At 63.8% G+C, this 21186-nt stretch carries 19 protein-coding genes; 5 read left to right on the top strand and 14 right to left on the bottom strand.

Going from position 1 to position 21186, the window contains the following annotated elements; translation table 11 throughout:
- Positions 1-3: 3 nt before the first annotated feature.
- From KG088_RS05310 to ffh, 8 genes are all read right to left on the bottom strand, one after another.
- Positions 4-1320 carry a homoserine dehydrogenase gene (locus tag KG088_RS05310; RefSeq protein WP_213824464.1) on the bottom strand — a complete coding sequence of 439 codons (1317 nt, stop codon included), beginning with the start codon at positions 1318-1320 and terminating at the stop codon, positions 4-6.
- Between the two features lie 98 nt (positions 1321-1418).
- On the bottom strand, positions 1419-2150 hold the full coding sequence (locus KG088_RS05305) for a DsbC family protein (protein WP_213824463.1): 732 nt from the start codon (positions 2148-2150) through the stop codon (positions 1419-1421).
- A gap of 3 nt (positions 2151-2153) precedes the next feature.
- The gene (gene xerD, locus KG088_RS05300; RefSeq protein WP_213824462.1) at positions 2154-3056 is read right to left on the bottom strand and encodes a site-specific tyrosine recombinase XerD; all 903 of its coding nucleotides are present in this window, start codon (positions 3054-3056) and stop codon (positions 2154-2156) included.
- A gap of 117 nt (positions 3057-3173) precedes the next feature.
- Positions 3174-3530 carry a 50S ribosomal protein L19 gene (rplS, locus tag KG088_RS05295; protein WP_213824461.1) on the bottom strand — a complete coding sequence of 119 codons (357 nt, stop codon included), beginning with the start codon at positions 3528-3530 and terminating at the stop codon, positions 3174-3176.
- Between the two features lie 158 nt (positions 3531-3688).
- Positions 3689-4450 carry a tRNA (guanosine(37)-N1)-methyltransferase TrmD gene (trmD, locus tag KG088_RS05290; RefSeq protein WP_213824594.1) on the bottom strand — a complete coding sequence of 254 codons (762 nt, stop codon included), beginning with the start codon at positions 4448-4450 and terminating at the stop codon, positions 3689-3691.
- A 47-nt stretch (positions 4451-4497) separates the two neighbouring features.
- Entirely contained in the window at positions 4498-5034 is a 537-nt protein-coding gene (rimM, locus tag KG088_RS05285) for a ribosome maturation factor RimM (RefSeq protein WP_213824460.1), read from the bottom strand.
- A gap of 43 nt (positions 5035-5077) precedes the next feature.
- Positions 5078-5326, bottom strand: coding sequence for a 30S ribosomal protein S16 (gene rpsP / locus KG088_RS05280; RefSeq protein ID WP_213824459.1), 249 nt, complete (start codon positions 5324-5326; stop codon positions 5078-5080).
- A gap of 253 nt (positions 5327-5579) precedes the next feature.
- Positions 5580-7004 (bottom strand): signal recognition particle protein, encoded by a 1425-nt coding sequence (ffh, locus tag KG088_RS05275; protein WP_213824458.1) that lies wholly within the window; start codon positions 7002-7004, stop codon positions 5580-5582.
- A 180-nt stretch (positions 7005-7184) separates the two neighbouring features.
- Between ffh and KG088_RS05270 the strand changes: the two genes are divergently transcribed.
- The gene (locus KG088_RS05270; protein ID WP_213824457.1) at positions 7185-7985 is read left to right on the top strand and encodes a cytochrome C assembly family protein; all 801 of its coding nucleotides are present in this window, start codon (positions 7185-7187) and stop codon (positions 7983-7985) included.
- 87 nt (positions 7986-8072) lie between these two features.
- Positions 8073-9356, top strand: coding sequence for an HlyC/CorC family transporter (locus tag KG088_RS05265; RefSeq protein ID WP_213824456.1), 1284 nt, complete (start codon positions 8073-8075; stop codon positions 9354-9356).
- Here the strand turns inward: KG088_RS05265 and KG088_RS05260 are convergent.
- Both KG088_RS05260 and KG088_RS05255 read right to left on the bottom strand, forming a co-directional pair.
- Positions 9353-10075 carry a 1-acyl-sn-glycerol-3-phosphate acyltransferase gene (locus KG088_RS05260; protein WP_319941389.1) on the bottom strand — a complete coding sequence of 241 codons (723 nt, stop codon included), beginning with the start codon at positions 10073-10075 and terminating at the stop codon, positions 9353-9355. The genes KG088_RS05265 and KG088_RS05260 overlap by 4 nt on opposite strands.
- Positions 10072-10692, bottom strand: a complete 621-nt coding sequence (locus tag KG088_RS05255; protein WP_213824455.1) for a TetR/AcrR family transcriptional regulator — start codon at positions 10690-10692, stop codon at positions 10072-10074. Before KG088_RS05255 ends, KG088_RS05260 begins: the two co-directional genes overlap by 4 nt.
- A gap of 200 nt (positions 10693-10892) precedes the next feature.
- Here KG088_RS05255 and KG088_RS05250 point away from each other — a divergent pair, with 200 nt between their 5' ends.
- Positions 10893-11567: an SOS response-associated peptidase gene (locus KG088_RS05250; RefSeq protein ID WP_213824454.1), complete on the top strand. Its 675-nt coding sequence runs from the start codon at positions 10893-10895 to the stop codon at positions 11565-11567.
- A gap of 46 nt (positions 11568-11613) precedes the next feature.
- Positions 11614-14472 (top strand): insulinase family protein, encoded by a 2859-nt coding sequence (locus tag KG088_RS05245; RefSeq protein WP_213824453.1) that lies wholly within the window; start codon positions 11614-11616, stop codon positions 14470-14472.
- Between the two features lie 94 nt (positions 14473-14566).
- Here the strand turns inward: KG088_RS05245 and sbcB are convergent, their stop codons facing one another.
- From sbcB to minC, 4 genes are all read right to left on the bottom strand, one after another.
- A complete protein-coding gene (gene sbcB / locus KG088_RS05240; protein ID WP_213824452.1) occupies positions 14567-16054 on the bottom strand; it encodes an exodeoxyribonuclease I in 1488 nt (495 codons plus the stop codon).
- Between the two features lie 86 nt (positions 16055-16140).
- Positions 16141-16392: a cell division topological specificity factor MinE gene (gene minE, locus KG088_RS05235; RefSeq protein WP_089794720.1), complete on the bottom strand. Its 252-nt coding sequence runs from the start codon at positions 16390-16392 to the stop codon at positions 16141-16143.
- Positions 16389-17207, bottom strand: coding sequence for a septum site-determining protein MinD (gene minD / locus KG088_RS05230; RefSeq protein ID WP_213824451.1), 819 nt, complete (start codon positions 17205-17207; stop codon positions 16389-16391). Before minD ends, minE begins: the two co-directional genes overlap by 4 nt.
- Before the next feature lie 61 nt (positions 17208-17268).
- The gene (minC, locus tag KG088_RS05225; protein WP_213824450.1) at positions 17269-18018 is read right to left on the bottom strand and encodes a septum site-determining protein MinC; all 750 of its coding nucleotides are present in this window, start codon (positions 18016-18018) and stop codon (positions 17269-17271) included.
- A gap of 296 nt (positions 18019-18314) precedes the next feature.
- Between minC and KG088_RS05220 the strand changes: the two genes are divergently transcribed.
- A complete protein-coding gene (locus KG088_RS05220; RefSeq protein ID WP_213824449.1) occupies positions 18315-21116 on the top strand; it encodes a DUF349 domain-containing protein in 2802 nt (933 codons plus the stop codon).
- Positions 21117-21186 lie beyond the last annotated feature (70 nt).

Genomic DNA, 21186 nt, shown 5'->3' with positions numbered 1-21186 from the left:
GGCCTACTCCTGCTCGTCCAGCGACTCGACGCGGATGCGCGTTACCGGGCCGGCGATGTCGGCCATCGACTCGATCAGGCGAATGGCCTCGTTCATCTGCTTCTCGCGCGTGCGGTGGGTCAGCAGGATGATCGGCACCAGCTCACCTTCGGTCGCCTCCTTCTGGATCAACGCCTCGATCGAGATCCCCTGCTCAGCGAGGATGGTCGCCACCCGGGCCAGTACGCCGGGGCGGTCCACCGCCAGCAGACGCAAGTAATAGGCGGTGATGATGTCCTCCATGGGCATGATCGGCAGCTTGTTGATCTCGTCGCCGATCCCGCTGAACGCCAGGTAGGGAACCCGATAGTGATGATCGGTGCTGATGTCGCGTGCGACGTCCAGCAGATCCGCCACCACGGCGGAAGCAGTGGGCTCCGCGCCGGCCCCAGCGCCGTAGTAAAGCGTTGGTCCCACGGCATCGCCCATGATCGCGATGGCGTTCTTCACACCATAGACACTGGCCAGCAGGCGCTGCTTGGGAATCAGCGTCGGGTGCACGCGCAGCTCCAGCCCGGCCTCGGTGCGCTTGGAGATCCCCAGATGTTTGATCACATAGCCCAGGTTGTCGGCCTGCTCGATATCTTCTGCCGTGATGCGCGAGATACCCTCGGTGAAGGCCTTGTCGAACTGCAGGGGCACACCATAGGCGATAGACGCGAGGATAGTGAGCTTGTGGGCAGCGTCGATGCCCTCGACATCGAAGGTCGGGTCGGCCTCGGCATACCCCAGCGCCTGGGCCTCGGCGAGCACATCCTCGAAGGCGCGCCTTTCTTCGCGCATATGGGTGAGGATGTAGTTGCCAGTGCCGTTGATGATGCCGGCGACCCACTCGATGCGGTTGGCGCCGAGGCCCTCGCGCAGTGACTTGATGACCGGGATACCGCCGGCGACCGCCGCCTCGAAGGCGACGATGACGCCTTGCTCGTGAGCCGCCTTGAAGATCTCGTTGCCGTGCACGGCGATCAGCGCCTTGTTGGCGGTCACCACGTGCTTGCCGTTGGCAATGGCGGTCAACACCAGTTCGCGGGCCAGATCATAGCCACCGATCAGCTCGACCAACACATCAATATCAGGGTTGGTGGCCACCTCGAAGGCGTCAGTGGTGGCCTTGATGCCAGTGATGTCACACTCGGGATTGAGGCTGCGGTAGGCGACCTGTTCGATGATGATCGGCCGCCCCGCCCGCCGGGCAATGTCGTCGGCGTTGCGTGTCAGCACGTTGAAGGTGCCGCCGCCGACGGTCCCCAGACCACAGATTCCCACTCTCACCGGTTTCAATGTTATTCCCCTTGTTTTCTGACGTGTGTTCTGGCGTGTTTCATAGAATGACGGACCCTGATCGGGCCCCTGCCGCCGACGATTGTTGGTGGCGGCGATTATTCGTTCAGGCCGAGCATTTCAACCAGGCGCTCCGCCGGCACGTAGCCTGGCACCAGACGCCCGTCGGGAAGAACGATCGCTGGCGTGCCCTGAACACCAAGCTCCAAGCCTAGATGATACTGCTCCTCGACCGGATTGTCGCAGCTTCCGCCACCCTCGAGGCGTTCCTCGCGCTTGGCGGCAGTCATCGCCTCCGTGGGATTGCCCGCGCACCAGACCTGCTGCATCACCCGGGCCCCCTCGCCCTTCATGCCCGTCCGCGGGAAGGCCAGATAATGCACCTCGACACCCATCTCGTTGAGCTTGGGTACTTCCTCGTGTAACTGGCGGCAATAGGGACAAGTGGTGTCGGTGAAGACCGTCACCGTGGCGCGGCTCTCACCGTCCCCTCGAAAGACCACCCGGTCCTGCTGCGCCACCTGGGCCAGGCGCGCGGCGCGTTCGCCGTTGCGGCCCTGCTCAGTGAGGTTGACCAGGCCGTTCTCGGCATTCTGGTAGAGATCGCCGACCAGGAAATGATCACCCGAAGCGTTGCTGTAGAAAGTTTCGCCGCTTTCCAGTCGCACCTCGAAGATATTCGCCATGGGCGTCTCGCGAACGCTCACCACCGGCATGGGCTGACCGTTGACCTCGAGAGAGTCGGCCAGGCGCTCGGCAGGATCGGCCTGCACGACTATCGGCAGGGTCAGGGAAGCGGCCAGCAGGCTCGCGAAGAAACGTGGTGTCATGATTCAGCCTCGAGGATGATGATCGGCGTGCAGGGCTTCCAGTCGTACCTGCGCGACATGGGTGTAGATCTGCGTGGTCGAGAGATCACTGTGACCGAGCAGCAGCTGTACGACACGCAGGTTGGCCCCATGATTCAATAAATGGGTGGCGAAGGCGTGTCGCAGGGTGTGAGGCGACAGCGGCCTGTCGATGCCCGCGGTGCGGGCATGGACCTTGATGCGATGCCAGAAGGTCTGACGCGTCATGGCCCGATCGGCGCGACCGGGAAACAGCGCCGGATGGGTGATGTCGCGCATCAGGGAGCCGCGCGCGCTGCGCAGATAGCGCTGCAACCAGACGATGGCCTCCTCGCCCAGCGGCACCAGGCGATCCTTGTCACCCTTGCCGCGCACTCGCACCACACCCTGGCGCAGGTTCAAGGCATCGGTCGTTAACCCGACCAGCTCTGAGACCCGCAAGCCCGCGCCGTAGAGCACCTCGAGCATGGCGCGATCGCGCATACCCAGCGCCGATGACAAGTCCGGCGCCTCGAGAAGACGCTCCACTTCGGCTTCCTCGAGCGTATTGGGTAGCGATGGACGCACCCGCGGCAGGCGCACCTCGACGAGCGGGTCGTGAGTGATGATCTCCTCAACCAGCGCCCAACGATAGAAGCGCCGCAGGCTCGACAGCAACCGGGCATTGCTGCGCAGCTGATAGCCGGCCTCGCGGCGCTCGTCGAACCAGGCGGGCAACATATTGCCGCCCGGTGCGCGCCAGTCACGACCGAGGCTCTCCAGCCGTGCCATCCAGGTCGTCAGGTCGTGCCGGTAAGCGCTCAGGGTATTGTCGCTTACTCCCTGCTCGAGCCAGAGACCGTCGAGAAACGCATCGATCACGTCAGCGGTTTTCTCGCCTGTCGTCATCTTTTGCTCCTATCGAGCCGCCTAACGACAAAACCCCGCCCCGCGGAGCGGTGACGGGGTTTCGGGGCAGCCACAGGCGTCAGGCCTGGGCGGCGCTGACCGGCGAAGGGGCTCGCCTCAAGACAGCTTTTCCTTGATGCGTGCGGAACGACCGCTACGCTCACGGAGATAGTACAGCTTGGCCTGGCGCACGTCACCGCGACGCTTGACCGCGATGGAGTCGACCAGCGGGCTGTAGGTCTGGAAGGTCCGCTCGACGCCGACACCGTGGGAGATCTTGCGCACGGTGAAGGCAGAGTTCAGGCCGCGGTTGCGCTTGCCGATCACCACGCCTTCGAAGGCCTGCAAACGCTCACGGCTACCTTCCTTGACCTTGACCTGAACGACCACGGTATCGCCCGGGGCGAATGTCGGAATTTCCTTGCTCATCTGCTCGGTTTCGAGCGCCTGGATCACCTTGTTCTTGCTACTCATGACAATACTCCTCGATAACATGACTGGCCGGCTGTCGCGTGTTGCCGGCCAATCGTGATCCCGGCGCCCGAGTCACGACCCGAGAGCGCGGGAGCTGATTGGTGACACAGGTCCACGTCCTGTCAGGGACTCGACGCGTCCTGCACCTCCGCCCTGACCTACTTGCTGGACAGCGCGTATTCTTCGATGAACTCCTCGAGCAGCTGTTGCTGCTCTCGATTCAATGACCGCGTCTCGAGCAGGTCCGGGCGCCGTTGCCAGGTACGCCCGAGGGACTGCTTCAATCGCCAGCGCCGGATGGCGCCATGATGGCCGCTGAGCAGCACCTCCGGTACGCGCCGCCCGTCGACTTCCTCCGGGCGAGTATAGTGCGGACAGTCCAGCAGCCCATCATTGAAGGAGTCCTCGACGGCGGAATCCCGATGCCCGAGCACGCCGGGCACCAGCCTTGCCGCCGCATCGATCAGCACCATGGCCGGCAGCTCACCGCCGCTGAGCACATAGTCGCCAATCGACCACTCCTCATCGATGTCGGCTTCTACCACGCGTTCATCGATGCCTTCGTAGCGCCCCGCCACCACCACCAAAGGGGGGCCGGACACCAGTTGTTGTACGCCCGGCTGATCGAGCCGCCGCCCCTGGGGCGACAGGTAGATCACCCTCGGCCGCTGACCGGTGGCCTGCTCGGCCCGCCAACGTGCGGCATGGATCGCCGAACGCAGGGTATCGACCTTCATCAGCATGCCGGGGCCGCCGCCATAGGGCCGGTCATCCACACTGCGATGACGGTCGGTGGCGTAGTCGCGCGGGTTCCAGAATTCCAGTGCGATGCGGCCGGTCTCCACCGCTCTGCCGGTCACGCCATGGCGTGTGACCGCCTCGAACATCTCGGGGAACAGCGACACGACACCGATCCATATACCCTGTTCGCCCCGATTCAATGGCATACACGACGTCGAGCCGACACTCAAAATTCGGGATCCCAGTCGACCGTCATCACGCCAGCGACGAGATCCACGCTCAGGATCACGTCCTCCGGGAGGAAGGGCAGCAATCGCTCACGATCATCGCCACCCCCCTTCACGACCATGACATCGTTGGCGCCGGTCTCGAAGAGATGATCGATACGCCCCAACGCCACGCCCTCGCGGGTGACCACGGTCAGGCCTTCCAGCTGATACCAGTAGTAATCGCTGCCGGCGAGTTCGGGCAATTCAGTCTTGGGCAAGAGAATCTCGGCGCCCGCCAGAGCCTCGGCCGCCTCGCGACTATCGACGCCCTCGAGCTGGGCCACCAACCCCTTACCCTGCCGACGACCTTGCACAAGCAAATAGCGAACCAGATGCCCGTCCTGTCTCAGGACCCAGTCATCGTAATCGAGAATGCCATCCATGGGGCTGGTGTACGAATACACTTTCAGCCAGCCTTTCACCCCATAGGGGCTGGTCAGCTTGCCCAGCACCACATGATCGTCGCGCGGCTGTGCTTGCGCGTGTTCGCTCATCGACGACACCTTGACGGCACTTCAGTCAAGCAAGTCAGGCGCTTCAGGCCTGCTTGCGGGCTTCCTTGACCAGCTCGTTGACGCGCTCGGAAAGTTGCGCACCCTGGCCCTGCCAGTGGGTCACACGATCAAGATCGACGCGCAGGCGCTCTTCCTGGCCGCGCGCGACCGGGTTAAAGAACCCCAGACGCTCGATGAAACGACCATCGCGGGCGTTGCGGGAATCCGTCACGGTCAAGTGATAGAAGGGACGCTTCTTGGCGCCAGAACGTGCCAGACGAATGGTAACCATGCGTAGTCTGTCCTTCGGTTGAGATTTCGGTTGACTCTGCTGGGCCGCGGCGGCTCGCCGCCGACCTCCAACAATGCTATTTCTGAGTGCTCGGGAAGCGGGCAGTAGACCCGGCTTCAGGCATAGGGTCACAGAGGCAGTCGCAAGTGCTCGCGATCACTGCCAGTGAAGACGCGATAGTCTACGGAAAACCGGTCCGCTTGGAAAGCATTTCCCATGGCGGCCCATGATAAACACCAGCACACTACGCGGTTCAGCGCCTGGGGAAGTTCCCCGGCCCTCCCATTCCACCGGGACCGCCCATGCCTCCGGGACCACCTGGGCCGCCGGGACCACCACCCATCATGCCCGACATGCCGCGCATCATCTTTTGCATGCCACCCTTCTTGCCGGCCTTCTTCATCATTTTCTGCATCTGCTTGTGTTGCTTGAGCAGCCGATTGAGGTCGGGCACCTGCAAGCCGGCACCAGCGGCGATGCGTCGCTTGCGCGAGCCGTTGATGATCTCGGGACGGCGGCGCTCCTTGGGCGTCATGGAATTGATCAGCGCTTCCAGCCTGCCCATTTCCTTCTCGGGGCCAGGGCCTTGGGCCATTTCCGCCATCTGCCCCATCCCTGGCAGTTTGCCGAGCAGGCCGCCCATGCCCCCCATCTTTTTCAATTGCTGCAGTTGGTCGCGAAAGTCCTCAAGGTCGAACCCATCGCCCTTCTTGACCTTCTTGGCCAGTTGCTCGGCCTTCTTCTTGTCGACGGTGCGCTCGGCTTCCTCGATCAACGACAGTACATCGCCCATGCCGAGGATGCGTGAGGCGACGCGGTCCGGATGGAAGGGCTCGAGGGCATCGACCTTCTCGCCGACGCCCATGAAGCGAATCGGCTTGCCAGTGATGTAGCGGACCGACAGCGCCGCCCCGCCGCGGGCATCGCCGTCCGCCTTGGTGAGGATGACACCGGTCAGCGGCAGCGCGTCGGCGAAGGCCTTGGCGGTATTGGCGGCGTCCTGGCCGGTCATGGCGTCGACGACGAACAGCGTCTCCTGGGGCGCGGCGGCCTGATGCAGCGCCTGGATCTCGGCCATCATCGCCTCGTCGATGGCCAGTCGACCGGCGGTATCAACGATCACCACATCATGGAACTGGATTCTGGCGTGCTTGATCGCCGCTTCGGCAATGGCGACCGGCGACTGATCGCTGCGCGACGGGAAGAAATCGACGCCGACTTCTTCGGCCAGGGTCTCGAGCTGGTCGATAGCCGCCGGACGGTAGACGTCGGCGGACACTACCAGCACTTTCTTCTTCTCTCGCTCGCGCAAATAGCGCGCCAGCTTGGCCACCGAGGTGGTCTTTCCGGCGCCCTGCAGGCCGGCCATCAACACGACGGCGGGCGACCCCTTGAGGCTTAGCCCCTCGTTGGCCTCGCCCATGATCGCCTCGAGCTCCTGCTGGACGATCTTGACGAACTGCTGCCCCGGGGAAAGGCTCTGCGACACTTCCTGTCCCACCGCGCGCTCACGAACGCGATCGACGAACGCCTTGACCACCGGCAGGGCGACATCCGCCTCGAGCAGGGCTCGGCGGACCTCCCGCAGCGTGTCCTTGACGTTTTCCTCGGTCAGGCGCGCCTGACCCTTGATCGACTTGAGCGTCTGCGATAGACGCTCGCTGAGATTCTGAAACATTGGCCTCTCCAGTGGCGACGGCCCGAATATGACGGGTGATTATACGCGCTGCGGCTGTGAGTCTCCATGCGTCCCGCATGGTTGATGGTCGCAGCCTGTGCGCGACCCCGTCGATTGGGTATAGTAGCGGCATCCGTTTCTCATTCTCTGGCGCGCGCAAAGGCGCATGGAAAGCAATCGATGCAGGCGCTTCTATTGGCCCTTGTGGCCTTCTTGCTCTATCTCGCCGCCGCCGCCTGGCAAGCCCTGACCCTGGCACGCTGGGTTGCGCCGCGCCCGCTGCTGGTACGCGGCCTGGGCGTGCTCGGACTGTTGTGTCATCTTCCGCTCACCGCAGGCCTGTTTCACGATGGGCAGGCCGTGCTGCCAGGGCTCTCTACCAGCGCGATCCTGATAGGCGCCGTGGTCGTTCTGCTGTTGCTCTTGATCAGCCTCTTCAAACCGGTGCTCAACGCCGCCGCTGGGGTCTTCCCGCTGGCCGGCATTGCGCTGCTGCTCGCGGTAGGGCTCCCCAGCCCCGAGCGAACCACCGACATGTCCCCGGGCATCGCCCTGCATGCGATCAGCTCGGCGCTGGCCTTCGCCGTGCTCGCTATCGCCGCCGTCCAGGCGGTGCTGCTCGGCGTACAGAACCACGCCTTGCGCCATCATCACATTCGCGGCGTGGTCCAATCGCTGCCGCCGCTAACGACCATGGAACGTCTGTTGTTCGAGTTCATCTGGGCCGGCATGGCCCTGTTGACCCTGTCGATCGCCAGTGGCTTCCTGTTCCTCGACAACATGTTCGCCCAGCACCTGGCCCACAAGACGATCCTGTCGCTTGCCGCCTGGGTGATATTCGCCGTTCTGCTCTTCAGTCATCATCGCCTGGGCTGGCGCGGCATGCGCGCGGTGCACTGGACCCTGGGCGGCTGCGCCGTATTGTTACTCGCCTACTTCGGCAGCAAGTTCGTGCTCGAGATCGTGCTGAACCGGGCATGAGCCCCGCCTCTTCGCTGGGGGCGGCTTGACACTGCCCGACCGACCCCCTACAAATCGAGCCTGACCCGCCACTGAGGACCCTTCTACTTGAGCGACGACTTCCCCCTGGGACTGCTGTTCGGCCTGCTGTTTCTGCTCATTTGCCTATCCGCTTTCTTCTCAAGCTCCGAAACCGGCATGATGTCCATCAACCGCTATCGCCTGAGCCATCAAGCCAATAGCGGGGAATCACGCGCCCAGCGAGTGGTCCGGTTACTGGCACGGCCCGATCGACTGATCGGCGTGATCCTGATCGGCAACAACTTCGTCAACAACCTTGCGGCCTCGATTGCCACGATCATTGCCATTCACTATTTCGGGGAAGTCACTGGCCCCGCGGTTGCCACGATCCTCCTGACCATTACCATCCTGATCTTTTCCGAAGTCACCCCCAAGACCTATGCCGCGATCAGGCCCGAGCGGATCGCCTACCCGGCATCGCTGGCGCTCGAGCCTTTGCTAAAACTGCTGTATCCGCTGGTGTGGCTGGTCAACGTCATCTCCAACGGCCTGCTGCGGCTGATCGGCGTCAAGAACATCGACGGCGGCGCCGATAACCTGACCCGCGACGAGTTGCGTACCGTGGTCCACGAAGCGGGCACGCTGATTCCCCGCCGTCACCAGGCAATGTTGCTGTCGATCCTTGATCTGGAGAATGTCACCGTCAACGACATCATGGTGCCCCGGCACGAGGTGGCAGGGATCGACCTCGATCATGATCTAGAGGACATCCTGGCGCAGATACGCACCAGTCAGCACACCCGGGTGCCGGTCTTCAAGGGCGACATCAACAACATCATCGGCATGCTGCACCTGCGTAATGCGGCGCGCTTCCTGTCCCGCGACGAGGTGACCAAAGCCGCCATCGTGCAGGAGGCACGCGAGCCCTATTTCATTCCCGAGTCCACTCCGCTGCACACTCAACTGCTCAACTTCCAGAAGCAGAAACGACGGATCGGCATCGTGGTCGACGAGTATGGCGACGTCGAGGGCCTGGTGACACTGGAGGACATCCTCGAGGAGATCGTCGGCGAGTTCACCACCGACGTGGCCGGGCAGGATCAGGAAATCCACGTTCAGGACGATGGCAGCCACGTAATCGACGGCACCGCCAATATCCGCGAAATTAACAAGGCACTGGGATGGCTGTTGCCCACCGACGGACCCAAGACCCTGAACGGCCTGATACTCGAACACCTGGAATCCTTCCCGGATGGCGCCGCCTGCCTGCAGGTCGCTAATGTGCGCATGGAGATTCTCGAAGTACGCGACAACCTGATCACCGCTGCTCGCTGCTGGCAGGCCCCCCGACGGGCGAGCCGAACGCGCTAGGGCCGGTGTACCTTGCCGAGCTGATCACGTGTTGCGATCCAGTCATCGGACTCCGCCTTGAGCGCTCGCACCCTGGCCTCGACCCGAGCTCGGCTGACGTCGTGGGGTTCCATGGGCTCGCCAAAGGTGAGGGCCACCCTGGCGCGAAAACGACTCGGTGGCATGCTCAGCGCCGCACCTTGGCTATACGAGGTCCAGGATCCCCAAAGCCCCGACAGGCCGGCCGGAATCACCGGCACCGGATCTCTCGCCAGGATCAGCTCCAGACCCCGACGAAACGTCTGGACCTCCCCATCAAGTGTTAGACGGCCCTCGGGGAAGAGCATCACCACCTCGCCCTCAGCCAGCGCCCGGCTGACTTCCTGAAGCGCCCGGCGCACATTGCCCGGGTCGCGCCGCTCTGACTCCACGGGGATCGCCCCTACCAGCCGGAACATCCAGTTCAGCCAGGGTGAATCAAAGATCGGCTTGTCCATCAGGAAGCGCAACGGCCTGCGGCTGGCGCCCCCGACCAACAGGGCATCCATGAAGCTGACATGATTGCACACCACGATCGCCGCACCCTTGTCGGGGATATGCCGTCGACCGCGCAGGCGCAAGCGATACATGACATGGATCAGCACGAAGACCAGCCGCCGCATGGCGTCACGCGGGTGCCGCCTGAACCACCAGACCGCTACCAACAACAGGCCCACTGCGACCGAGGCAAACAGCATCATCGAGTGACGTCTTGGCGAGTTTTCAGCCCGGCCAGAAGGGTCGCCAAAAGTTGATCAAGGAGCTCGCCCACCTCCAGCTGCTGGCCCTGCCAGTACCCCAGACGCTCGTTGAGCCCCAGTTGCACCAGACCGTGGACGCTCCCCCAGAGGGTGCGGCCCAGGCGCCTGGCCTCGAGATCATCCAGCGCGGGCTGGTATTCCTTCAGCGTAGCTTCGACGCGCAGGAACAGCGCTTCGATCATGTCATTCTGGCGCTGGTCGAGCTCGCCCTCCTGCGCGAGGGGAAAGTCGAACAGCAATTGCCAGCGATAAGGCGCCTGATGCGCGAACTCCCAATAGGCATGCGCCAGCGACGTCAGACGCTGCTCCGGGGTCGCCCTGCTGGTCAGCGGCTCGACCACGTTGCGCAAACGCGCCAACGTCTCGATGTTGACGTGCTGCAGCAGGTTGCTGAAGCTGCCGTAAAGCTTGAGCAAGGTGCTGGGCGCACAACCAACCTCTCGCGCCAGGGCGCGTAAAGACAGCGAATGCACGGGATTGACCTGCAGCCAAGCATCACAGGTAACCATGACCTGAGCATGTAACGCCTCGGGCGCATGCTGTCTAGGACGGGCCATCGGGTTCCTCGCAAGGTAGTAAAGGCAAGCCATCGGCTCGCCGCAAGTGCTGACCCTGTAGGATAGCGCACATCGAACACTGTTTTCGACAGATTATCGTGGGATTTTCACCGACGTTCGCGCCATCGCCCCCGTCACTACCGGCTTTCCCCGCGCTCGAGACTTGGATACCCTGTCGCTCCATCATTCGAGGAGGGCCCATGGCCGGCCGACTCTATATTCCGCCCCTCGATTTGACGCGACTGCTGCCCGACCTGGCGCTCGATGCGACGCCTGTCACCAACCCCAACCTGGCGCCGCGTCGCTTTCTCTCGGCGATTCGCCTGGAGGGTGGACGGCTCACGCTCTCGTCACTTTTCTGGGGCCTGACTCCGCCCTGGCTGGAGGTGCTCGACCACGCCCCGCATTGCGCACGGGCAGAATCGCTGGACACACGGCCGATGTTTCGTGAGGCCTTCCGGGCCCGGCGCTGCCTGGTGCCGGTCGGGGGCATCTATGCCTGGAAAACGCTGCCCCGCGCCAAGCAGCCCTTTCTCATCACCCGCATCGATCGTGGCCCCTTGCTGCTGGCCGGCCTATGGTGCCGCTTTCACACCAGTCTGGCCGAACATACCGACTCCCTGGCGCTGATCACGGTACCGACCAACACGCTGCTCCACTCGCTCACCGATCGCCTTCCCGCCATCGTTGAGCCTCACGAGGCGCGGCGCTGGCTGGACCCCGATACTGACCCGGCGGCAGTCAAAACCCTGCTGATACGCGCCCCCAGGGAACTGTTGGGCGCTTTTCCGGTATCAAGACATGTCAATGATCCCGCGCATCAGGATGCAAGCTGCGCCCGTCCCATCGGCCCCATGCTTCGCGTCGACTCATGACCCCTACCTTCATGAACCGTTCCGGACCCCCAATTGAGGAGAGACGATGCCTATCGCCCCCCAACACGCCATTGTTCGACGACCCCTAGCGTTGCTCGGCCTGCTGGCGCTATCCGCCTTGCTGCTGATGAGCCCGGTCGCCGCGGACGACACCAACGAGACCGTCGACGAGGTCATCACGCCCAAGGTCAGCCCTCACGACAGCCGTGACTACCGCGTCCTGACGCTGGAAAATGGTCTCGAGGTGCTACTGGTCAGCGACCCCGACGCCGACAAGGCCGCTGCCTCGATGAACGTGGATGTGGGCAGCGCCCAGGACCCCGAGGACTTGGCTGGCTTGGCGCATTTTCTGGAACACATGTTGTTCCTGGGCACCGAGGCCTATCCCGAACCGGATGCCTACCAGGGTTATCTTTCGCGCCACGCGGGCAGCCATAACGCCTTCACCGCGTCACAGGACACGAATTACTTTTTCGATATCGAGCCCGACGCCCTGCCGGGTGCCCTGGACCGCTTCAGCCGCTTTTTCATCGACCCGCTGTTCAACGCCGATCGCCTGGAAAGCGAGCGCAATGTCGTCCACTCGGAATACCAAGCACGCATTCGCGATGACGGGCGCCGCGAGAACGACGTGCTCAACCAGCTGCTCAATCCACGCCATCCGATGACCGGTTTTTCGGTGGGCAGCCGCGACACCTTGTCCGACCGTCCCGACGGCGAGCCGCCCCTGCGCGAGCGGGTGATCGATTTCTACGAGCAATATTACGATGCCAACGTCATGCATCTGGCGGTGATCGCGCCCCAGCCTCTGAATAAACTCGAGGCCATGGTCGTCGAGGACTTCGCCCCGATTGCCGACAACGATCTCGAAAGGCCGGTGATCGAGACGCCGCTGGTGACTGCCGACAACCTACCGGCGGCCGTGGAAGTGCAGTCGCTTCGTGACAGCCGCCAGCTGCGCTTCATGTTTCCGGTCCCCGACCCGATCCAGCAGTATCGCCACAAGCCCGCCGACCTGCTGGCCCACCTGCTGGGCCATGAAGGCGAGGGCAGCCTGCTGGCCGTGCTGCGTGACGCCGGCCTGGCCGACGGCCTGTCTGCCGGCATCTCGCGTAACGACGGCCGCCATGCGCTTTTCACCGTGAGTATCAGCCTCACGCCCGATGGCGCCGAGCGCCTCGACGAGATCGAAGTCACGCTCTTTGCCGCCATCAAGCGGATTCGCGAGGCCGGCCTGGAAGAATGGCGCTACAAGGAACAGGCCCGACTCGCCGAGCAGGATTTCCGTTTCCAGCAGCATGGCTCACCGCTTAGCGGTGCGATGCGCCTGGCCATGAACCTGTCACGCTTCCCGGTGCAGGACGTTCAGTACGCTCCTTACCGGATGGACGGCTTCGACCGGCAAGCGACCGAGCGTTATCTCGATGCCCTGCGGCCGGAAAACCGGCTGCGACTCTACAGCGCCCCTGATGTCGAAGGTGAAGAGGTATCGCCCTGGTTCGACGCGCCCTGGCGCGAGGTCAGCGTCTCAGAGAATCCAGACGCCGCGCCCTTGTCTGGCCTTGCCCTGCCCGCGCCCAATCCCTACATCGCCGAAGACCTCGAGCTGCTCGACGAACAGGACGAGCAACCCAGCCGCCTTCTCAATGATCCAGGTTTCGATCTCTGGCACATGGCCGAGGCGAGTTTCGATACGCCCAAGGTCGAGTGGCGGTTCAGCCTGCAGCACCCCGACGCGTCGGCAACGGCGCGCGACGCCGTGCTCGCCCGGCTGCTGGCCGGCTGGCTGACCGACAGCCTCAACGAGGCCCTCTACCCGGCACGTCTCGCCGGCCATCATTTTGATGCCTATGCCCATGCCCGTGGGATCACGCTGTCGTTCTCTGGCTGGCGCGACCGCCAAGACCAGCTGATGCAGCGGGTCCTGGAACAGCTGCAGCAGGGCGGCATCGACCCGGCTACCTTCGAACGAGTGCAATATCGGCTGCAGCGCGAATGGCGTAACGCGCCTCAGGCGGCGCTGCATCAACAGGCCCAGCGCACCCTGGCCGAAGCGCTGGTGCGCCCGCAATGGCCCACCAATGCCCTGCTCGAAGCGAGTCGCGAGCTCGACGTCGACGCCCTGCGCGACTTCCGCGGCGACTTCCTGGCCGAGCTGCGCCTCGAGGCCATGGCGGTCGGGAATCTGGATGCCGAACTGGCGACCCGTGAAGGCCAATTGGTCGCCGACGCGCTCGCGCCCAGCCTCGCAGAGACACAGATTCCCGACCTGGTTCCGCTGCGTGCCGAGCCCGACCTTCCCGAGCTGGTACCCGACACGACACGCAACGAATCGGTGGTGCTGCGCTACCTGCAGGGTCCGGATCGTTCGCTGGAAAGTCGCGCACGCCTGGCAGTGCTCGGTCAGTTGCTCGACACCCCTTTCTATCAGCAATTGCGCACCGAGGAACAACTCGGTTACGTGGTCAACGCCGGGTATTCGCCACTGCTCGACGCACCCGGCATCAGCTTGCTGGTGCAATCACCTGAGACGCAGAGCGAGGTCATCCAGGCACGTATTGACGCCTTCCTGACCGACTTCGCCACCCGCCTGGAAACGCTCGACGAGCAGGGCCTTGCCCCCTATCGCCAGGCGGTACACGACAGCCTGGTGCGTCGTGACACTAGCCTTTCGGGCAAGGCCAACCGGTTATGGCAGGCTATGTCATTTGGCGACACCGACTTCGACGAGCGCGAGAAACTGGCCGAACAAGCGCTGGCCGTGACCGCGGATGATCTTCGGGCGCTATGGCCTGAACTGCGCGAGCAGGCCGTGGCCAGCGTCACCTTTGACCCGGGCGACGAGCCCAGCGACGTGGTCGAGCTGACCCGCCATCTCGACCCGCTGCCCGAATCCGACGCCTGAAAAGACCCAAAGTGAGCAGGCACATCGCTCGCAACGACGGGGCCCGGCCAATTGGCCGGGCCCCGTCACGTTATCCCCTACCTACCGGTAGCGCTCAGTCGAAGGCTTGTGCCGGCATGATCGCCTCCACGTGCATCACCAGCTCCTCGAGGATCTGTCGCTCCTGGTCGTCGAGCGTTACCTGATTGAGCCGTTCGATCTCACGAGCGAAGGCCTTGAGGGTCAGACTCGAGAGGGCGGGATCGTTCATCCGCTCCCAGCGGAAACTCTCCCACCGGACCAGCTCGTCGCCTTCCAGGGTATGCGGGTAGCTGCGCGCCCGATAGCGAAACAGCATCTCTTCGAGTCGCGGGTCCTGGAAGGCGAAGCTGGCGCCGACCAGATCCCAGGGCGCGGTCTCGCGCACGCGCTGCATCTGCTGGCGATCCGCCGGCGAGAAGAAGCCGCCTGCATAGAGCATCATGTCCGGATCTTGCGGCCCCTCAGGCGGCGGCTCGGCAAACACCTCGGCGACGCGGACGGCGACCTCTGGCCGCGCGGCGAGCTGCTTCCAGTGCTCGCGACAGGCCGCAACGTCCAGCCCCAGACGCGCCACGATCTCGCCATACTCGCCTTGGTGCGGACCATCCACGTCCTTGAGGGCGCTGGCCGGAAAGAGCACCGGGCACTTGTTGATATGGATCACCTTGAGCGGGATACGCTCGGCGCCTTCGGCCAGGTCGTCGTTACTGACGAAGACTCGCTGGCGGATCTGGTCGGCATCGAGGTCGAACAGCGGGGCGGGGGCCATCGAGAGATCGTAGACGATCACCCCGTTGGGGTTGGTGGGATGCTCAGCCAGCGGTACCACCAGGGCGCTGCAGCCGCGGCTGGCCGGATAACGGCGCGAGATGTGCAGCACCGGCTTTCGTCCCTGCACATCCAGCAGTTTCGCCGCCTGGCGTTTGGTGCGAAGCCGCAGCAGGTGATCGAAGAGCCGGCCATTATGGGCCTTCAAGAGTCGCGCCAGCGCGATGGTCGCCCGCACGTCGGCGAGCGCATCGTGAGCGCCCTCATGGTCAATGCCGTTGGCGGCGGTCAGCGCCTCCAGCTTGAAGCTCGGCGCGCCATCCTCGCGGGTCGGCCATTCGATCCCCTCAGGGCGCAAGGCATGAAAAGCGCGCACCACATCGATCAAATCCCAGCGCGAATTGCCGTTCTGCCACTCGCGGGCATAGGGGTCGAGCAGGTTGCGATAGAAAAGATGCCGTGTCACTTCATCATCGAAACGCAGGCTATTGTAGCCCAGGGCACAGGTACCGGGCTGATTCATCAGCGCCTCGATACGACCGGCAAACTCTGCCTCGGGCAAGCCGCGACGGCGTGCCTGCTGAGGCGTAATGCCGGTGATCAGGCAGGCCTGGGGGTGGGGCAGGAAATCGTCGGCCGGCTGGCAGAACCACTCCACCGGGTCGCCAACCTCGTTGAAGTCGGCGTCGGTGCGAATGGCGGCAAACTGGGAAGGACGATCACGACGTGGGTCGGCACCGAAGGTCTCGTAATCGTGCCAAAGGAAGGTCGTCGGGACGGCAGGCGGCGCCATGGGCGAGTCTCTCCGAACGGTGCTGTCAGGGGTATGAGCGTGGGCAAGAGCCACAGCCTAGCACAGCACCGCCTGCCGCTCAGCCGTCAGGCACGGGGCAGCGTGACGTTGAGCTCCAGCACCGAACAGTTGTCCTCGCTGTCGAGACTGATATTGATGGCATCGTCATCGACCTGGACATAGCGGCGAATCACCTCCAGCAGCTCCTTTTCCAGCATCGGCATGTAGTCGGGCTGGCCACGCTGGGTCCGCTGGTGGGCGACGATGATCTGGAGCCGCTCCTTGGCAACCGACGCCGACTTCTTGCGCTCTCTCTTGAGGAACTCGAGCAACTTCACCGGCGACCTCCTCCGAACATTCGGCTCAACAGGCTCTTCTTCTCATATTGATGGAAACGCAGAGGGACTTCCTCACCGATCAGCCGCGCTACGGTATCGGTATACGCTTGTCCGGCATCGCTGTCGGCATCGTGGGTGACCGGCACCCCGTGATTCGAGGCCCGCAATACCGCCTCGGACTCGGGTATCAAGCCAATCAAATTGATCGCCAGGATCTCGCGAATGTCCTCGAGGTTGAGCATGTCGCCCGAGTCGACCCGTGCCGGGTTGTAGCGAGTGACCAGCAGGTGCTCCTTGATCGGATCCTCACCGCGCTCGGCACGCCGAGTCTTGGAGGCCAGCAGGCCGAGGATGCGGTCGGAATCGCGCACCGAGGACACTTCAGGATTGGTAACCACTATCGCTTCATCGGCGAAGTACATGGCAAGCTGCGCGCCGCGCTCGATACCCGCCGGTGAGTCGCAGAGGATGTAATCGAAATCCTTGCTCAGCGTATCGAGAACCTTCTCAACACCTTCCAGGTTCAGTGCATCCTTGTCTCGGGTCTGAGAGGCCGGGAGGATATGCAGGTTGTCGACCCGCTTGTCACGAATCAGCGCCTGATTGAGCCCCGCTTCACCCTGGATGACATTGACGAGGTCATAGACCACACGACGCTCGCACCCCATGATCAGGTCGAGGTTGCGCAGCCCCACGTCGAAGTCAATGACCACGGTCTTGTTGCCACGCAGCGCCAGTCCGGTCGCGATGGCTGCTGCGCTGGTCGTCTTGCCGACCCCGCCCTTGCCGGAGGTCACCACAATGATCTTGGCCAAGTTGTGCTTCCTGTCAGTCAATAAAAAATGTTGGGCTAGCCGGATCAGGCACCCGTCTTGCTCAGGTTAGCGGCACGATGCCCAGCTGGTCATCCTGCAGGCGTACCTGTACGGCGGTCCCCAACAGGCGAGGGTCGACATCCTCGAGTCGCTTGTAGTTGCCGGCCACGGAAAGCAACTCGGCATTCAATTCGCGACAGAAGATAACGGCCAGGGGATCACCGTGAATCCCCGCCAAGGCGCGTCCACGCAGGGCACCGTAGACATGGACGCTACCGGCGGCCAGTACCTCGGCCCCGGCGTTGACGGCACCGATCACGATCAAGTCTCCCGACGGAGCCGTGACCTGCTGGCCGGAGCGTACCGTACCACGGTAGATACGCCCTCCACTGACGACGCCTGCCGTCGCCTGCGGCTCGGCCAGCTCGACCTCGTCCGTTTCGGGTTCGACGGGCGCCACACTCTCCAGCGGGCGCGCGCGCGCCGATTCTTGTGGCGGAAACCAGCCAAGCCCCAGCGCCCAAGCCGACTGTTTGACCGGATCCGGGCCACCGCGCACCGCCACTGGCAGCAGCTTGTGCGCGCGGCACACCGCGCAGATGCGTTCCAGCGCCAGATGCGGCTCGTCGAGCTTCTCGACATTGAGCACGACCGGGGTATGCTGAAAGAAGGCGGGTGACTGGCTAAGCTTGTCGGCGAGCTGATCACGAATACGCTCGGGATCGGCGCTGGTCAATTCCATGACCGTCATCGGCAGCATGCCGCCTTTAAAGGTGAACGCCATGCCGTCCCTTTCCACGTTGAGACTCATTGCCGAACTCCACGTCGGGTGATATTCGGGGATATTAGCTTAAAGCTAAGCGAGTGAATCGCTCCCTGCAACCGATCATATTCTCTCTGGCGAGGGCTTGTCAGTGTCTCCAATTGGCCACACCCGAGGTACGGCTAGCCTTTTCCCCAGGCTCAACGCGTGCTTAGATAGCCGAAGGCACCCGAGTTACCGCCTCAGCAACGTTCATCGCACCCAACAGCGTTGCCTAAAACAGTTATTTACAGCAATAGTCTCGCACATCCCGTCGCGGGATCTAACCCATGTCAGGATGGCCAATGTCAGGACTCTTTCGCCGCCTCTTTGCCCCACGCTGGCAGCATCCCGATCCCGAGGTTCGCCGCCAGGCCGTCGAGCGGCTCGACGCAGCCCACCCCGAACAGCATCAGGCCCTCGAGTCTCTCGCCCGGGATGACGACTCAGGGGTGCGCAGCGCATCCCTCGCCCGCATCGACGACCCGGTGGCGTTATTGCGACTACTCGAGGGTGGTGCTGCATCATATGAGCTGGCCCAGCGGCTGCTGACACTCGTGACCGGCCGTGAAGGGTCGCAGGACCTGGACAGCCGTATCGCTATCGTCGAGCGTCTCGAGGACCAGGCACTGCTTGCCGATATCGCCATGAAAGGCGACAACCAACAGTTGCGCCTGGCGGCCCTGGCAAAGCTTGAGGACGAGGAGGCGTTGATTCGCCAGGCCTGCGACAACGGCATCGCCGCCGTTCGCCATGCCGCCGCCGCCCGGGTGGAAAGCGAGGCTGGCCTGTCACGGCTCGCCCAGTCCGCGCGCCGCGACCGCCAGGTGATGCGCCAGGCACGCGAGCGACTCAACCGCCTGCGTGCCGACGCCGCCTCCTTGGCCGCCGCCGGTGCCAAACGAGTTGCGCTGATCGAGACGCTGGAACGACACGCCAAGGCCGCCTGGGAGCCACTCTATGCCGGACGCTTTCGGCATCTGGTGCGAGAGTGGGAGGCCCTCGGCGACATGCCGGATGCCGAGCTCGAAAGGCGCTTCCAGGATGCCTGTATGCGCTGTCGCAAGGTCATCGGCGATCACGAGGCACAGCAACGCTCGCGCGATGCCGACCACCTGCGTCGGGAGGGAGCCGACCAGTCGCGCGAAGCGCTGATCGAGGCGCTCGAGGAGAGTCTGGATGCGCTGCACCGCAGCGAGCGAATCACCGACCAGGACATCGCCAGTCTGCGCGCACAGAAGCACCTTCTAGCCAACCGCTGGCAGGAACTCTCCGACCAGCATCTGGTCAACGAGGCGCTGGGCCAGCGCTATGATGCGGCCCTACAATCCTTTGATCGTATTGCCCAGGCACGGATTCGTCTCGATGAGCGCGCCGATGCCATCGAGCAAGCGCTACAGGAAGGCGACGACGAGCGCCTCAAGGCCCTCATCGAGGCCTGCTCCTGGCCCGAGGGCTTGTCTCCGACGCCACTGCTGGGGCGCGCGCGTGAGCGACTCGCAGCCAGCATGGCAGACAAGGCTGTGGAGCAAACCAGCGCACTGGAGCGTTTCTCCGGAGAACTGGTTGAGCTCGAGCGACTGCTCGAGAGCGGCTCATTCAAGAGCGCGAGCCGCCTGCACCAAGGGCTGCGCCACCAGGCCGAGGCGCTTCAGCAGGCCCGCGGCATGCCCAGGTCGCGCATTGCCTCGGAACTGGCCACGCTCAAACGCCTGGGTGCCCAACTGGCCGAACTGCGCGACTGGCGTGGCTTTGTCGCAGGTCCCAAACGCGATCAACTGTGCCACGCCATCGACGAACTTGCAGACGACCTGACACTCTCCGACGCCGAACTGGACCGGCGCCATCGTCAACTCGTCAAGGAATGGAAGTCGTTGGGCGACGCTGCCGCCAACCGCGAACAGGCGAATCGCTTCCGTACCGCCTCCGAGCGAATCCATGAAAGGCTGGGTCCTTGGCGGGAGCGTCTCGAGAGCGAACGACAGCAACACCTCGCGGATCGTGAAGCCCTCTGCGATAAGCTCGAGACGCTGCTCGCCCAGCCAGCCCATGAGGCCGATCCCGACGCACTTCGTCAGATACGTGACCGCGCCAGGGAGCAGTGGCGCCATAGCGCCCCCATCCCCCGCGAGCATGCTGAGGCCATCGGCCGGCGTTTCGCGCGCATCCGCCACGAGTTGCAGACGCTGATCGACCGCCGCGCGCGCGAGATCGCCGATGCCAAGCGCGAGCTGATCGAACAGACCCGCCAGTTGGCCGAGCACTCCATGCCGGCGGCGCGGCGCGCCGAACAAGCCAAGGCACTACAACAGCGCTGGCGAGCGCTAGGCCGCGCGCCACGCGGCGAGGAACAGGCACTATGGCGAGAATTCCGCGGCATCTGCGACACGATTTTTGCCAGCCGCGAGGCCGAACGGGGCGATCAGTTGCGCCGCGACCAGGAAAGGCTCGATGCCATGCAGGCGCTGATCGATCGTCTCGACAGCTGGCAGCCCACCGATAGCCGGGACACGCCGTTTCTTGAACAGGCGATCCGGGAGGCCGCAGCGTTGGAGCCACTGCCAGGTGGGCGTCGTACCGAGGGCATGCGCCGCCGCTGGTCGGGGATCGTCAGGGCCCGCCGCGAGCGGCTGGCCCGTCTGAGCGTGGTCGATGAAATCAACCGTTGGCGTCACGTCCAACCACTGCTGGCGGCTCACTTGGAGGCCGACGCCGCCTGCCTGACCGGCGAACGCGTCGCCGACGTCCAACCGCCGGAAACGCTGACATTGGGCGACGACATGTTCAGCGCCCATACGCGTCGTAACGCCTCGCGACGCGAGCCGATCGACGAAGCACAGGTTGAGGAGAGACTCGCTCGCCTGAGGGTGCATCTTTCTTTACTCGCAGTCGGCCGTGTCAGTCAGCGCGACGATCCCATGCGTCTAGCGATTCAGGTGGAGCGTCTCAACGACAACCTTGGCCGCGAGCCTTCGCGCGCCGAGGAGTTGCATGGCGTATTGCTGGAACTACTAGCCACCGGGCCGGTCTCCCCCCTGCTCTGGGCACGCGAGGTCGGCGAGTTCGATCACATGCTTGAAAAGCTGGCTCGCCTACCGCCTACCTGACCCGACGTCTCCCTGACCGCAAGGTCGCAACAAGAACGCGAGGCCCCGATCGACATCGTTGGGGCCTCGC

This window comes from Halomonas jincaotanensis (assembly GCF_018448785.1).
GTDB lineage: Bacteria > Pseudomonadota > Gammaproteobacteria > Pseudomonadales > Halomonadaceae > Halomonas > Halomonas jincaotanensis.
This window is presented reverse-complemented; position numbering and strand designations above follow the sequence as displayed.

Bases quoted from the DNA above. Each gene is read 5' to 3' on its own strand.
- rimM (WP_213824460.1), bottom strand. From the start codon at position 5,034: ATGAGCGAACACGCGCAAGCACAGCCGCGCGACGATCATGTGGTGCTG.
- KG088_RS05220 (WP_213824449.1), top strand. From the start codon at position 18,315: ATGTCAGGACTCTTTCGCCGCCTCTTTGCCCCACGCTGGCAGCATCCC.
- rpsP (WP_213824459.1), bottom strand. From the start codon at position 5,326: ATGGTTACCATTCGTCTGGCACGTTCTGGCGCCAAGAAGCGTCCCTTC.
- xerD (WP_213824462.1), bottom strand. From the start codon at position 3,056: ATGACGACAGGCGAGAAAACCGCTGACGTGATCGATGCGTTTCTCGAC.
- KG088_RS05305 (WP_213824463.1), bottom strand. From the start codon at position 2,150: ATGACACCACGTTTCTTCGCGAGCCTGCTGGCCGCTTCCCTGACCCTG.
- sbcB (WP_213824452.1), bottom strand. From the start codon at position 16,054: ATGGCGCCGCCTGCCGTCCCGACGACCTTCCTTTGGCACGATTACGAG.
- ffh (WP_213824458.1), bottom strand. From the start codon at position 7,004: ATGTTTCAGAATCTCAGCGAGCGTCTATCGCAGACGCTCAAGTCGATC.
- rplS (WP_213824461.1), bottom strand. From the start codon at position 3,530: ATGAGTAGCAAGAACAAGGTGATCCAGGCGCTCGAAACCGAGCAGATG.
- KG088_RS05245 (WP_213824453.1), top strand. From the start codon at position 11,614: ATGCCTATCGCCCCCCAACACGCCATTGTTCGACGACCCCTAGCGTTG.
- KG088_RS05270 (WP_213824457.1), top strand. From the start codon at position 7,185: ATGCAGGCGCTTCTATTGGCCCTTGTGGCCTTCTTGCTCTATCTCGCC.
- KG088_RS05260 (WP_319941389.1), bottom strand. From the start codon at position 10,075: ATGATGCTGTTTGCCTCGGTCGCAGTGGGCCTGTTGTTGGTAGCGGTC.
- minC (WP_213824450.1), bottom strand. From the start codon at position 18,018: ATGAGTCTCAACGTGGAAAGGGACGGCATGGCGTTCACCTTTAAAGGC.
- KG088_RS05250 (WP_213824454.1), top strand. From the start codon at position 10,893: ATGGCCGGCCGACTCTATATTCCGCCCCTCGATTTGACGCGACTGCTG.
- KG088_RS05255 (WP_213824455.1), bottom strand. From the start codon at position 10,692: ATGGCCCGTCCTAGACAGCATGCGCCCGAGGCGTTACATGCTCAGGTC.